We start from the raw sequence: 13,095 nt of genomic DNA, 5'->3' as shown, positions 1-13,095 counted from the left end.
TCCGGGTCGTGGGATCCTGTGCCGGTGAAGATCGGCCGACTCTCCCACCTGACCGGGGTCAGCGTGCGGTCCATCCGCTACTACGAGGCCCGCGGCCTGGTGCGCCCCGCCCGCGACAGCTCGGGCCAGCGCCTGTTCGCCCCCGAGGACGTCGACCGCGTCATCCGCATCCAGGAGATGCTCGCGGCCGGTCTCGGCACGCGCACCATCGCCGAGATCCTCCCGTGCATCGACGCGCCTGTCTCGCAGCGCACGGGCTTCCTCGAGGAGAGGCTGCGCGAGGAGCAGCAGCGCATCGAGGACGAGCGTCGCGAGCTCGACCGTGCCCAGCGCGTGCTGGACGGGCTGCGGGCCGAGCTGTCGGTCGTGCGACCCGACGCGACCCGGCGCGATCCGGCTTGCACCTGACACCGGTGTCAGGGCCGATCCTGTGGAGCATGGACACCGACACCAACAGGAACGTCAGGCAGCTGCGACTGGTCGTCGAGGCCGCTGACTACGAGCAGGCACTCCACTTCTACCGCGACGTCCTCGGGATGGAGGAGGTCGCCGCGTTCGCCAACGGGGGCGACGACCTCGTCGCCATCCTTGACGCCGGACGCGCCACCCTCGAGATCGCCAACCCGACCCACAAGCGCGTGATCGACGAGGTGGAGAACGAAGGCCGCCCCGGGGCGTCCCTGCGCGTGGCCTTCGAGGTCGACGACGCGGCCGCCACGACCGACGCCGCCACCGCCGCCGGCGCCGAGCTCCTCGCCAGCCCTCGTGAGACGCCGTGGCGTTCCCTCAACTCGCGGCTCAACGCGCCGGCAGGACTCGAGATCACCTTCTTCCAGGAGCTCGAGGACCAGGCCACCAGGGCGAGGAGGCCCGGCTTCGGCACCGACGCCGACAGGTGACGGGCGCCGGGGTCGTGCTGGAGGATGCCGGCTGACGGCGAACGACGACAGGAACGAGGCGATGGGTCTGGACCCGGACGGGCGCATCGACCTCACCGGGGACGACCTGCGCGAGGTGGTGCGCTTCGCCGCGCGAGGCGCTGAACGCGTGCTCGAGCTCGAGCTCTTCGAGCGTGCCGCGCCGGATGATCGGCGCCCGCGGGCCGCGGTGGAGGCGGCCCGGGACTTCGCTCGTGGGAGCCGGCGCAGCCAGCTGCTGCGCACGACCGCCTTCGCCGCTCACCGGGCGGCCAAGGGCGTCGACGACGAGGCGGCCAGGCACGCGGCCCTCGCAGCGGGTGACGCTGCAGCAGCCGCCTACCTCCACCCCCTGGCGCGAGCGAACCAGGTCGGACACATCCTCCGCGCGCACGCCCACGCCGCCTGCGCCGAGGCGATCGAGCGTGGCGATCCGTCGTACGCGCTCACCTGCATCGTCCGGTCAGCCGGGCAGGCGACGCCGCACCTCGTCGAGGTGCTGCGCCGCTACCCACCGGCGCCCGCGAGCCGCACCCGCGTCGGCGTGATCATGAAGACGATGGACGACGAGCTCCGAGCGCTCTGACTCCCGGGGTCGCGGTCACGGCAGGTCCGGACGTTCGGATGCAACATGAGGGTGCGTTCCGATGGCAGAGTTCCCGCATGCCTTCGTACCCGGATGCCGTGGCGCGACTTGTCGGTGCAGCCGAGCACTACTGCTACCTGATCCAGACTCCCTCGACAGCCGGGGACCGTGCCGCTTTCGTTCGTGGCGTCCGCGCCGGTCTCGCCGAGGTGCTTGCTTCGGGCTTCGCGGTGCCAGAAACCGAGCCGTCCGACGATCTTCCCGAAGGCCCGGCCCACGCGGGGTGGACTTCGGTGTTCATCTCCGCGCAGACGATCCTCGGTGAGCTGCCGGGCGGCCCAGAGGCGTACTTCTCTGTGCCGGACGACCTTGCCGACGTTTGGAGAGACCTCAGGCGTTGCCTGAATGCGCTCACCTCCGGTGCGCGCTGGGAGGACGTCACATGGGAGTGGAACTTCGGCCTTCAGGCGCATTGGGGCAAGCACGCTGAAGACGCCCTCGTGGCGCTACACGACGCGTGACGGGCCGACGCTCACCCCGCAGATCCGTGCGCTGATCGCGGCAGGTGCGGATGCTTGCCATCTATGGTCGTCCCGTGATTGGACCAGTCATGGAGAACTCGACGTCGGCCCAAACACCGTCGGTGTCCACCACTGAGAGGACCATTGAATGAGTAGCCGGGTCACCGTGAGCTTTCCCATCAACGATCGGCAGGCATCTCGAGACTTCTACTCCGCGTTCCTAGGGCTAGATGCCGCCGGTGTACCCGCGGAGGACGGCGTTCCGGAACCACTTCAGTTCCATCTCAGCGACGGCTTCACTTTGATGCTGATCCCGCCGGGTGGTCTCAGCGCCGTGGTCGAAGATGCCGGGGTTGTTGCGAAGCGAGGGACGTTCAGTGCCCTGCTAACCCTTGATGCGTCCAATGCCGCCGACGTCGACGCCATCACGAGTCGAGTTCACACGGCGGGAGGCGCGGTCGTGCGAGGCGCGCGTCATGAGGAGTGGGGCTACTGCGCGCTGGTGGCGGACCCGGATGGCCACTTGTGGGAAGTGGTCGCCCCGCCGGAGTGAGTCGACCACCGACGCCGGAACCACGGCCCGTCCTGACCGCTCATCGCGGCAGATGAGTGCGTTCACAACCGAGTGGACGCTGGTCGCTCGGACGAGCATCGTTGGCCGCGTGAACGGAGAGCGCGAGCACTCGGACAACGTCACCGTCGTCACGCTTGAGGTGGACGGCGAACAGTTCGCCATTCGTGAAGCAGAGGAGCGTGTGCCTGGCTACATCGACACCGGCTACACGTGGCTGACCGGTCCCAACGAGGGTTATGGGTTTGCCGTACAAGGTCCAGGGCGACCGTCATTGGAGGACCACCGTGGTCGCCTGCGGGACTTCCTCAGAATGGTGGACCCCGCCACGGGGTTCATGAAGGAAGAGTGGTGACCACATCGCGTTCAGCCCGCAGCCGCTCAACTGGACAGCAGCGGACACGGATCGCGGCGGATGAGTACGTCTGGTTCACTCCTGAGCGAAGTCGGGCCACTCCTCGTGCAGCGCTTCGCCCAGGGATCGGCCAGCTGAGTCCCGTGGGTGCAGCGAGGCGGCGACGAGCACCATGGCCACCGACGTGCCCCACATGGGCGACCGAGGATCTGCGAGTACAGCAGTCAGCCTGTAGAGGCCAACAACGGCGCACAATGCGAGCAGCACCTCCTTCCCAGTCGCCATGCTGGACGGTAGCGCGAAGTCGCGCACATCGGCATGAGCGGACGCACGGGTTGCAGCTGATCCGGACGTCGGCCCAGGGCGCTAGGCAAGGCATCCCGGGTTGGATCCGCGCCGTCGGAAGGCGAGATCCTGGTCGCTGGAGATGTCGTGGCTTCGCCCCAATGCCTCTACCGTCACGGTCGGCCAACCGGGCACCCACATCGTGCCTGGTGCGGTGCAGCCGGCGGGGTTGAACACGAGGATCACGTCGAACGTCGTGGACTCCCCGGCGCCGAGGTCGTCTGCGAGTGGGAAGACCGCGTCGATGGCGAGTCCGGACTGCGCGCTGCGGCCGGCGTTCTGTGCGGTGACGACCGTTCCGGTCTCCGGTCCGACCATCGGAGCGACTGCCCGTGCGATGTGGATGGTGCGGGTGCCCCTGTTGGCGACACGCACCTCGATGACGCAGCGCATGGTCTTGCGGGCGTCGAAGAGGGGAGAGTGCGGTCCCGACCACTGCACAGGCGTGCCCGTGCACCGGGGCGAGGCAGGCGACCACGAGACGACCACGTTCGCCGCCGTGCGCGAGGACCATTCCAGCCATCCGCCGACCATGGCAACGGTCGCCAGAAGGACGGCCGAGACGGCGACGGTTCGAGATCTTCCGCGCATGAAAGGCAGCATGTCACCGCACTGCGTCTCGGGCCGAGGGCTTGCTGACCGATCAGGGCAGCGGCGTCCCCTCGATGGAGGGCCCTGACACCCGACTCAGAGCAGGTCGGGCAGCGCGTCGCGCCGCACCTTGCCGGTGGCGGTGAGCGGTAGCTCCGCCACGGCGACGTAGTCCTTGGGCCGCTTGGCCGGGGCGAGCACGCGTCGCGCGTGGGCGTCGAGCGCCCCGGTCGTCGCGTCGCCGACGACGGCGGCGCAGACCCGCTGGCCCCACTCGGGATCGGCGACCCCGAACACCGCGACCTCGTCGACGCCGTCGACCTCGCGCAGCGCGTTCTCCACCTCGAGCGGGTAGACGTTGACGCCGCCGGTGATGATCAGGTCGGTGCGCCGGCCGTCGAGGTGGAGGTAGCCGTCGGCGTCGAGGCGCCCGACGTCGCCGACGGTGAAGGCGGGCCCCGCCGGCGTCTGCCGCCAGGCCGCGGCCGTCTGCTCGGGCGCGCCGAGATAGCTGAACCGGGCGTGGCGCGGCACGGCGCACCAGATCCGGCCGTCGGCGCCGGTGCTGAGCGTGCGACCCGGGCGGGCGCGGCCCACGGTGCCGGGGCGCTCGAGCCACTCCTCCGAGCGGCACGCGGTGAACTGGCCCTCCGTCGACCCGTAGAACTCCCACGTCGCGCCGTCGGGGAAGAGCTCGACCAGGCGGCGCTTGATCGGCGCGGGGCATGGCGCGCCGGCGTGGGCGACGAGCCGGAACGACGAGAGGTCCGGCACGCCGACGCGGTCCCAGTGGGCGAAGAGGCGCTGCAGGTGGGTGGGCACGCAGAACATGGTGGTCGGGCGGTCGCGCTCGATGGCCGCGGTGACGACGGCCGGGTCGAACCTGCCCGGCACCACGATCCGTCCGCCGGCGAGCAGCGTGCCGCTGGCGAAGCGGAGCGGCGCGGAGTGGTGGAGCGGGCTCACCACGAGGTTGACGTCGTCGGGGACGAAGCCCCACAGGTCGCGCTCCTCGGCGACCAGCGCCGCGGCGTCGGCGTCGGGGAGCAGGCCCGACCACACGCCCTTGGGTGTCCCGGTGGTGCCGCTGGTGCAGTGGATCGGCCGGCCCAGCGGCAGGGACCGGGACCGGCCCACCCGCTCGGCGAGCAGCCGCTCGACCTGCTCCTGCGAGGTGACGAGGAGGTCGGGGGAGATCGGCGCGAGGACGCGCTCACGCTCGGCGTCGGTGAGCGCCGGGTCGAGCGGCACCGGGAAGACGCCGTCGGCGAGCAGCGCCAGCACCAGGTCGACGTACGACGGGGAGCCGGGGACGAGCAGCGCCACGCGGGCGCCCGGGGCGAGCTCGTCACCCCTGCCGGCACCGACCATGGCGGCATTGTGCTGCAGCCGCACCCGTCGGTGGATCGGCGGGTGCGGCTGCGAGGTGGTGCTGGTCAGGCGCTGGGTCAGCGGAGCACCAGCAGCCACCAGCGGAGCACGCGCTTGTTGCCCGCCTCGTCACGGACCACCAGCACGACCCGGTGGCGTCCGGGGGCGAGGGTCTTGGACGTGGCGACCAGGAGGCCCTTGCGGGTCACCCGCACGTCGGCCGCGGTCCGGCCGCCGAAGCGCACCGTCACGTCGCTCGCCCGGATCCGGTCGTGGCGGTCGCTGATCCGCGCGCGGACGGTCGGCGTCCGGTCACGGGTCGGCGTCTTCCCCGAGACCACCGTGACCTTCGGCTTGCCGCGGTCGACCGTCCAGGTGCGGACCGCCGGGGTGGCCTCGGTGTTGCCCGCCGCGTCGGTGGCGCGCACCTTCAGCTCGTGCTCGCCCTGGCCGAGCTTGGTGAACGTGGCCGGGGAGCTGCACGCCGCCCACGCACCGCCGTCGAGGCTGCACTCGAACCTGCTGCCGGGCTCGGAGGAGACGAAGGTGAACGTCGCCGCCGGGCCGCGGCCGTGGCCCTTCGGTCCACCGGTGATGGTGGTGTCCGGGGGAGTCGTGTCACCCGGGTCGGTCGGGCCGTCACCGGCGACGACGACCTCGACGGAGTCGGTGACCTCGTCGGTGCCCCCGTCGCGGGCCACCGTGACCGTCGCCTCGTAGGTGCCGGGCTCGGTGTAGGTGTGCGTCGGGTCCGCGACGTCGGCCGTCCCCCCGTCACCGAAGTCCCACGCGTAGGTGAGCCCGGTGGTGCTCGGGTCGAGGTCGACGCAGCCGATCCGCTTGGCCGGGTTGTCCGGGTCGTGGATCACGATGGCGACGGCGTCGGAGCCGGCACGCTGGTCGCTGGTCACGACCACCTCGCCGCTGGCGCCGTCGTCGTCGCTGGTGAACGGCAGCCAGATCTCGTTGTCCTCGCTGAACGGGAGATCGGTGTCGAAGCGGAAGTGCGGCCCGCCATTGGCGTCCGAGCAGGCCTGCTCGTGCACGTGCACCATGTGGGCGGCGTCGGGCTTGAGCCCGGTGACGTCCAACGTGGTCACCGTCGTCCCCCGCGAGCGGACCATCGAGGCGGTGCCGACCAGCTCCGGGTAGGTGGTGGTGCCGTCGGCGAATGCGGCGACGTCGCCCTCGGTGGTGACCGCCGTGGAGAAGTCGACCTCGAGCGGGGCGTCACCGCTGGTCGGTGAGGCGAGCGCCTCGATCCCGGGCAGCGCATCGACGCTGATCTCGACGCTGTCGCTGCCCTCGTTGCCGTCGGGGTCGGTCACGGTCAGCGTGGCGGTGTAGCTGCCGGAGGCCGTGTAGACGTGGTTGAGCGGCGGCTTGGGACCGGTGTACGTCGTCCCGTCACCCCAGTCCCACGTGTAGCTGAGCGGGCCTCCCTGGTCGTCGATCGCGTTGATGGTGAACGCGACCGGCAGGGGAGCGGGGCCGCTCGTGGGCGTGGCCGCCACGCTGACGCGCGGTGCCACCCCGGTGGCGGAGATCTCGAACTCCTCCTCGTAGGTCCCGCCCTTGCCGTCGCTGACGGTCAGGGTCGCGGTGTACCTGCCGGGGTCGGCGTACGTCACGTGGGCGTGCGACTCCGTCGACTGGTCGGACGGCCGGTCGCTCTGGCCGAAGTCCCACAGGTAGGTGAGGGCGTCGCCGTCGGGGTCGCTGGCGCGGGCCTCGAAGTGGACGTAGAGCGGCGCGGGCCCGGTGCGCGGGGAGACGAACGGATCGGCCGTCGGCGGACGGTTGTCCCCGGCGGGCTCCTCCACGACCACGGTGCCGCGCATGGTGGCGCCGTGGATGCTGCACCAGTACTCGTAGGTGCCCGGTCGGGTGAAGGTGTAGCGCACCGGCGCACCGTTGGCGTCGCGGTACTCCTGGAGGGGCGGGTTCCAGGCGTCGGCGGTGTCGCGCGAGGTCAGGTCGTGGCCCATCGTGGCCCGGTCGAACTGCCACTCGACGGTGTCGCCCACCTCGACGGTGACCGTCGACGTGCCGGTCTGCTCGGCCACCCACTGGTTGTCGGTGGCCGTGTCGACCGCGTCGACGACGAAGACGTCGCCGCCGGCCGGCTCCTCGACCACCACCTCGACGGTGTCCTCACCGGTCTGGCCGTCGGGGTCGGTGACCGTCACGGTCGCCGTGTAGGTGCCGGGCTCGGTGTAGGTCCAGCTCGCGTCCGCGCCCGTGGCCGTGTCGTCCTGGGTGCCGCCGACGCCGAAGTCCCAGGCGTAGGTGAGGTCGCCGCCCTCCGGGTCGGTGCCCTCGGCGCTGAAGTCGACGTCGAGCGGCGCGGTGCCGGAGGTCGGCTCGGCCGTGGCGGTCACGGTCGGGTCCTCGCCCTCCTGGACGCCCGACCACCGGAAGAAGTCGAAGTCGGCGACGGGGCTGCCCGAATCGCCTCCGGTGAGCGCCATCACGCCGACACGGGGGTTGGTGATCCCGGCCAGGGCGCGCGGGTCACCGACCTCGGTGAACTGCTGGCCGTCGGTGGAGTACCAGCCACGCAGCTGTGCGCCGTCGGAGGTGAACCGCAGCCAGAACGTGGTGGGGAAGCTCGCGGGCAGGAACGGCCCGTCGAAGCTGCCGCCGCCGGTGTTCCAGTTGCCGCTGAAGTCGAAGTCGTTGTTGCTCGGGCTCGACGAGCGCAGGAACTCGATCCACTCCCGGTCGCTGCCCTTGTCGACGAAGGTCAGCTTGGCGAAGCCGGAGCCGCCGCTGCCGGCGACCACCAGACCCGCCTGCTGACCGGCCTCGAGCGGGTCCCAGGTGAGCTTGGTCGTCGCGGTCCACGCACCGTCGGGGGCGGCCTGGGTGATGATGTTGGGGGTGTCGTTGTACTCGCCCCGGCGCGCCGTCAGGTGCAGCGCGCCGTCGGAGACGTCGTACGCCGTCTCGTCGGGGCGGCGCACCGTCCAGTGGCAGTTGTCGAGCAGCTCGGTGTCGTTGAACTCGTCGGAGCGCTCGGGCTGCTCGCACGGCGGCTCCGGCTCCTGCGACCGCGTGCCGGAGACGGCGAAGACGTGCAGCTTCGGGTCGACGGGCAGGGTCAGGGTGTCGGGCTGCTTGCCGGCCGCGAGCGGGATCGGCTGGGTGAAGATCATGACCCGCGGTGAGGTGTCGCCGCTCCCGTTGTGGCGGTAGGGCATGTCGATGGCGATCTCCTCACCGAACTTGGGCGCCACCGCCCAGTCGGTGAACCGCAGCGGCACCTGGACGGTCGTGCCGTCGTTGTAGGCGAGGGTGGCGTCCTTCTGCACGTCGCCGTTGTGGGCGGTGGCCAGGACGCTGAGCTCGTCGTAGGTGCCGGTGGGCAGGGTGATGACCTGGCCGTCGGCCTCGACGTTGTTGAGCCGGCCGTCGGCGGGGCTGCCGAAGTCGTAGTCGACGCCGTTGATCCGCACCGGGCCCCCGTCCTCCTGCACGGCCGGGGGGAGGAGCTCGGCGGCGAAGGTCCAGCCGCCGCCGTCGAAGTTGCCGTCGCCGGGGTTGGCGTCGGTGGAGATGCCGTCGTTGTTGAACAGCTCGGACAGGTCGGCCACCGGGCGGCACTCGCCGTCGGCGAGCACCTCGATGCGCACCGAGCTCGTGCCGGTGTTGCCGTCGGGGTCGGTGGCGGTGACGGTGGCGGTGTACTCGCCCGCCTCCATGTAGGTGTAGGTGGGCGACTTCTCGGTGGAGGTGTCGTCGTCGGTGCCGTCGACGCCGAAGTCCCAGCGCCACGTGACGGCCTGGTCCTGCGGGTCGGTCGCGGAGGCGTCGAAGGCGACCTCGAGGGGGAGCACGCCGCACCGCGGGGTCGCGGTCGCCGTGGCGACCGGGTCGACCAGGACGGTGATCTCCTCGGTGGTGCGGGTCAGGCCGCGGTTGCCGTCGGCGTCGACGGGGGTCACCTCGGCGGTGAAGGTGCCGCCCTCGGTGTAGGTGTGCGAGACCTCGCCGGTGCCGGTGACCGGGTCGGACCCGTCGCCGAAGTCCCACTCGTAGGTGATCGCGTCGCCCTGGCGGTCGATGCCCTCGGCGGTGAAGGCGACCTCGAGCGGGGCCGCGCCGCGCACGGGCTCCGCGGTGAGGGTGTTGACGAACGGCTCGTCGACGTCGAGCTCCCTGATCTGGATGTTGCGGAAGCTCACCTCGTCGGCGTCGCCGTGGTTCTGCAGGCCGAGGTAGCCCTCGGCGCCGCGCGAGCCGTCGGAGGTGTACTCGTTCACCACCTGGCCGTTGAGCGTCATCGTGTAGGTCTGGCCCACGACGCGGATCTCGTAGTCGTTCCACTCGCCGACGGGCTTGGCGTTGCGCGCGTCCTCGCGGTCGAAGTTGTAGACCGAGCCGGTCTTCTGCGGCTCGTCGCCGGGCTGGCCCTCCTTGATCTGGATCTCGTGGCCGTTGTCGACGGCGACCCACGGGTCGTTGCCGGGGTCGGGGAAGCGGGTGAAGACGCCGGAGTTGTCACCGTCGTCGGACAGTTTGAACTGCACCTTGAGCACGTAGTCGGCGAAGGTGCGCTCGGAGTACCAGAACAGGCCGAGGCCGCCGCGGCTGGTGAGCGCGCAGTTCTCCACGGTGAAGGCGCCGGGCCCGGCCTGCTTCCACGCCGACACGTCCGTGCCGTCGAAGAGCAGCTCGTAGCCGTCGTCCGGGGTGGGCGCGCTGGCGCAGGGCTGCCGCACGATGACGTCCACGGCCCGGCTGGTGGTCTTGCCGGTCGCGTCCTCGACGGTGATCGTCGCGGTGTAGGTGCCGGGCTCGGGATAGGTCCACGACGCGGTGGCCGTGGTGGCGGTGTCGTCCTCGGTGCCGTCGACGCCGAAGTCCCACGCGTAGGTGATGTCGTCGCCGTCGGGGTCGCTGGCCTGGGCCGCGAACTCCACCTCGAGCGGCGCGAGCCCGTCGGCGGGCGTCGCGGTGGCGGAGGCGATGACGGGGGAGGTGTTGCCCGCGATGCCCTTGCCGGCGACGGAGAACTCGTCGAAGTTCATCTCCCCGCTGCCGGAGTAGACGAAGTAGAGGCCACGGCCACCCGGGTCGGCGTCGCGGGCGGTGATGCGCGCGCTGACCGTCTTGTAGAAGTACTGGCCCTGGGTGCCGCCGTCGAGCGGCACGGTGGCCACGACGGGGCCGTTGGCCGCACCGGCGCGCACCTGGATGGTGGCACCGGCCTGCGGTCCGCCGGAGTAGCGGATCGACACGTCGGTCATGTTGACCAGGCTCATCGGGTCGAACATGACCCAGTCGCCGTTGCCCATGCCGGTGATCAGGCCGCCGCCTCCGGGGCGCGTGCCGGACTTGTCGTCGTAGCCGGTGTAGCCGACGCCCTGGCGGTTGGTCGCGTGCTCGGCCTGGCGCAGCTTGGGCTGGAGGATGACGGTGTCGCTGCCCTGCAGCGGCGCGTTGGCGCCGTCGTTGGCGCCGCCGTCGCGGTAGGTGGCGATGAGGACGCCGTAGGTGTTGGCGTCGGGACCGTGGTCGCCGGAGGCGGCGGTGCGGATGGTGCCCTCGCAGCCGTTGACCGACAGGTTGGGGTGGACATGGATGTCGTGGCCGAGGCCCTCCTGCACCACGACCTCGCTGCAGTCGACGGTCTCCTCGGCGTCCTGCACGTCGACGACGAACGGGATGTCGTCGCCGGAGGAGTAGAAGCCGCCGTCGGCGGGCAGCTCGATCGTGACCTTCGGGGCCGTGTTGCCGACGTTGATCACGACCTGCGACGTGGCGGACTTGCCCGTCGCGTCGGTCACGGTGAGCAGCACCCGGTAGTCGCCGGGGGTGTCGTAGGTGCGGGACGGGGCCGGGTCGGTCGAGTCGGTGTCGCCGTCCCCGTCGAGGTCCCAGGCGTAGGTGACGGCGTCGCCGTCGGGGTCGCTCGTGCCCGCGCTGGTGAACTGGACGGCCAGCGGTGCCGGGCCCTCGGTGACGTCGGCGCCGGCGCGCGCCACCGGGGCGGAGCCGTTGATCGCGTAGTCGATGCGGACGAGCTTGGTCTGGGGGGACCCGGAGAAGAAGCCGGTGCCGTACTCGAGGACGTACATCGAGCCGTCGGGCCCGAACTCGAGGTCACCCGGGGCGACGAACCCGTCCATGAAGTCGTTGATGGCGGTGATGTTGCCCGCGGCGTCCATCCGGACCTCCTTGATCCAGCCGCGGCTCATCTCCGACATGAAGTAGGAGCCCTCGTAGTCGGCGGGGAAGGCGGTGTCCTTGGCCGCGGTGTTCTGCGACTGCCGGTAGACCTGGCCGCCGGTCGGGGTGGCGCCCTGGACGGCGGGGTACTTGTAGGGGCCGACGTCGGAGTAGGGGATCCACGCGTCGGTCATCGGGGGCAGGTCCTGCAGCCCGGTGCTGTTGGGCGAGTCGTTGACGCCCGTCATCCCCTCGGGGTCGTCGCAGGGGAAGCGCTTGGGGCTGCCGTCGGGGTTGGTGCGGTAGCGGTTGGCCACGAAGTCCCAGTCGACGTAGGCGCCGCCGAAGTCCATGTTGGTCAGGTCGGGGCCGACCTCGCCGCCGCAGTAGGGCCAGCCGCCGTTCATCGCGACCTCGGTGCGGTTGAACTCCTCGAAGTGGCGCGGGCCCCGGTTGGGGCTGTTGACCCGCGAGTCCGGGCCGACCTCGCCCCAGTAGAGGGCGTCGGTGTCGGGGTCGACGCCGAGGCGGTAGGGGTTGCGCAGGCCCATCACGTAGATCTCGGGACGCGTCCTGGCCGGGTCGGCGTCGGGGTAGCGCGCGGACGGGTAGGCGCCGCCCTCGCCGAACAGGTTGCCGTCGGGGATGTCGTAGGAGATGCCGTCGCCGGGGGTCGGGTCGACGTCGCCCGCGTCGTCGTTGCGCGGGACGACCCGCAGGATCTTGCCGCGCAGGTCGTTGGTGTTGGCCGAGGACTTCTGCGCGTCGTAGTCGGAGCGTCCGGGCCGCTCGTCGTGGGGGGAGTAGCCGTCGTTGTCGGAGGAGGAGGTGTTGTCACCGGTCGCGAGGTGCAGCACGCCGCCGTCGCCGAACTGCAGGGAGCCGGCCGAGTGGCAGCACACGTTGCGCTGGGTGCCGACCTCGAGGATCACCTTCTCCGACGACTTGTCGATGTACGTCTCGCCGTCGTCTCCGGTCTCGATCGTCAGCCGCGAGAGCCGGTTGACGGTGAGCGAGGCGGGCAGCGGGGCGTAGTAGACGTAGACCCAGCCGTTGTCGGCGAAGGCGGGGTCGAGCGTGATGCCCAGTCCGCCGTCCTCCAGGCCGCTCCACACCCCGAGGCTCGGGTTGTTCATGATGATGTCGATGCTGCCGTCGGCCGGGTCGTACATCGAGATGTCGCCGGCGCGGGTGATGAAGAAGACCCGACCGTCCGGCGCGACGGTGAGCTCCATGACCTCGCCGAGGCCGGTGCCCTGGCCGAGGACGACCTTCTGGAACTTCGACAGGTCGGGCGCGGCGGCCGCCGCCTTCGCGCTCGCCGTGCCCGAGCCCTTGCCGGAGCCCTTTCCGGAGCCCTTTTCCGGCTTGCCGGAGGTCGTCGCCGACCCCGCGGCGCCCGTGTCGGGGCCGGGGGAGGCGTCCGCCCGCTCGCCGGCGGCCGGCGGGGCCACCGGGTCGGGGACCGCTGCCATGACCGGGGCGGTGAGCCCGAGGGCCAGCGCCAGGCCGGTCACCAGGGCGAGCAACGAGACGACGAGCTGACGAGACCGCAGGTGCATGATGCGCCTTCCACAACCGAGTTCGGGGGCGCCCCAGGGCATCTTCGCGCCCTGTGACCCATGTCACGCTAGGGCCGACTTTTGCATGGGGTCAAGCAAAAG

The 13,095-nt window shown here is 71.1% G+C and carries 9 protein-coding genes; 6 read left to right on the top strand and 3 right to left on the bottom strand.

Annotated elements, in window-relative coordinates; genetic code table 11:
• The first annotated feature begins 24 nt into the window (after nucleotides 1-24).
• From AC4H2S_RS11060 to AC4H2S_RS11035, 6 genes are all read left to right on the top strand, one after another.
• Nucleotides 25-408, top strand: a complete 384-nt coding sequence (locus AC4H2S_RS11060) for a MerR family transcriptional regulator (protein WP_491497027.1) — start codon at nucleotides 25-27, stop codon at nucleotides 406-408.
• Nucleotides 409-437: 29 nt separating this feature from the next.
• On the top strand, nucleotides 438-899 hold the full coding sequence (locus AC4H2S_RS11055) for a VOC family protein (RefSeq protein ID WP_491497026.1): 462 nt from the start codon (nucleotides 438-440) through the stop codon (nucleotides 897-899).
• Between the two features lie 61 nt (nucleotides 900-960).
• Nucleotides 961-1,503 carry a putative immunity protein gene (locus AC4H2S_RS11050; RefSeq protein ID WP_491497025.1) on the top strand — a complete coding sequence of 181 codons (543 nt, stop codon included), beginning with the start codon at nucleotides 961-963 and terminating at the stop codon, nucleotides 1,501-1,503.
• 77 nt (nucleotides 1,504-1,580) lie between these two features.
• Nucleotides 1,581-2,024 (top strand): DUF5063 domain-containing protein, encoded by a 444-nt coding sequence (locus AC4H2S_RS11045; protein ID WP_491497024.1) that lies wholly within the window; start codon nucleotides 1,581-1,583, stop codon nucleotides 2,022-2,024.
• Between the two features lie 166 nt (nucleotides 2,025-2,190).
• Nucleotides 2,191-2,577, top strand: a complete 387-nt coding sequence (locus AC4H2S_RS11040) for a VOC family protein (RefSeq protein ID WP_491497023.1) — start codon at nucleotides 2,191-2,193, stop codon at nucleotides 2,575-2,577.
• A 109-nt stretch (nucleotides 2,578-2,686) separates the two neighbouring features.
• Nucleotides 2,687-2,950 carry a hypothetical protein gene (locus AC4H2S_RS11035; RefSeq protein WP_491497022.1) on the top strand — a complete coding sequence of 88 codons (264 nt, stop codon included), beginning with the start codon at nucleotides 2,687-2,689 and terminating at the stop codon, nucleotides 2,948-2,950.
• 366 nt (nucleotides 2,951-3,316) lie between these two features.
• On the opposite strand, the gene AC4H2S_RS11030 is transcribed toward AC4H2S_RS11035, so the two are convergent.
• The 3 genes from AC4H2S_RS11030 to AC4H2S_RS11020 form a co-directional block, all read right to left on the bottom strand.
• On the bottom strand, nucleotides 3,317-3,898 hold the full coding sequence (locus AC4H2S_RS11030; RefSeq protein WP_491497021.1) for a hypothetical protein: 582 nt from the start codon (nucleotides 3,896-3,898) through the stop codon (nucleotides 3,317-3,319).
• Nucleotides 3,899-3,982: 84 nt separating this feature from the next.
• Nucleotides 3,983-5,356 carry a class I adenylate-forming enzyme family protein gene (locus AC4H2S_RS11025; protein ID WP_491497020.1) on the bottom strand — a complete coding sequence of 458 codons (1,374 nt, stop codon included), beginning with the start codon at nucleotides 5,354-5,356 and terminating at the stop codon, nucleotides 3,983-3,985.
• A complete protein-coding gene (locus AC4H2S_RS11020) occupies nucleotides 5,335-12,993 on the bottom strand; it encodes a PKD domain-containing protein (RefSeq protein ID WP_491497019.1) in 7,659 nt (2,552 codons plus the stop codon). Before AC4H2S_RS11020 ends, AC4H2S_RS11025 begins: the two co-directional genes overlap by 22 nt.
• Between the last annotated feature and the right edge of the window lie 102 nt (nucleotides 12,994-13,095).

The organism is Nocardioides sp. Z13_37 (assembly GCF_058355585.1).
Note: the sequence above shows the minus strand (reverse complement) of the source record. Positions and strands in the feature narration are given on the sequence as shown.